Source organism: Gordonia sp. N1V (assembly GCF_029269935.1).
Lineage (GTDB): Bacteria > Actinomycetota > Actinomycetes > Mycobacteriales > Mycobacteriaceae > Gordonia > Gordonia polyisoprenivorans.
This window is the reverse complement of record NZ_JARJDD010000097.1, coordinates 1-533: the sequence shown is the minus strand read 5'-3', so window position 1 is coordinate 533 and position 533 is coordinate 1. Positions and strand designations below refer to the sequence as shown.

Below are 533 nucleotides of genomic sequence, written 5' to 3'. Positions count from 1 at the left end.
TCGGTCCGCGGGAGCAGTTGTTGACTTCGGAGCAGCCGGTGGTCAAGCAGTTCCTCTCCGGTGATCGGTTCGGTCCGATCGGTATGTCGGAGGAGAAGGACGAGGCGGTCCAGAAGCAGGAAGAGGCGATGCAGGCCGCGGGTATCGGTGGTGGCGGTACCAAGGACGACTTCTCGGAGATCATCCCGCAGGTGCAGCCCAATCCGGGTATGCCCGAACGCAAGGCTGTCGCCCGCCACCGCGAACGCGTCCTGGAACTGCTGCCCTCTTGCCAACCCGACAAACCCGGCATACACTCGAACACAACAACACACAAACACATGTTCGCTAGCGCCGGGGGGTGACAATCATGGTCGACACCGCACTGCCGGACGTGTCGGGGTTGTCGACCACCCAGAAACTCGCCCTCGCCCACCGCTTGGTTGATGCGCTGGCGTCGGATGATTTGACCGGCCTGTCCAACGATGACCTGGTGTCGGTCGCTCAATCCACCGAACAGTTGATCACCCGGGTCACCGTTCAGGGGGATCGGC

At 62.5% G+C, this 533-nt stretch carries 2 pseudogenes; both read left to right on the top strand.

Annotated elements, in window-relative coordinates:
- Window positions 1-344 (top strand): annotated as a pseudogene (locus tag P3L18_RS28265) (ABC transporter ATP-binding protein); the annotation flags it as partial.
- A gap of 5 nt (window positions 345-349) precedes the next feature.
- Window positions 350-533 (top strand): annotated as a pseudogene (locus tag P3L18_RS28260) (HNH endonuclease); the annotation flags it as partial.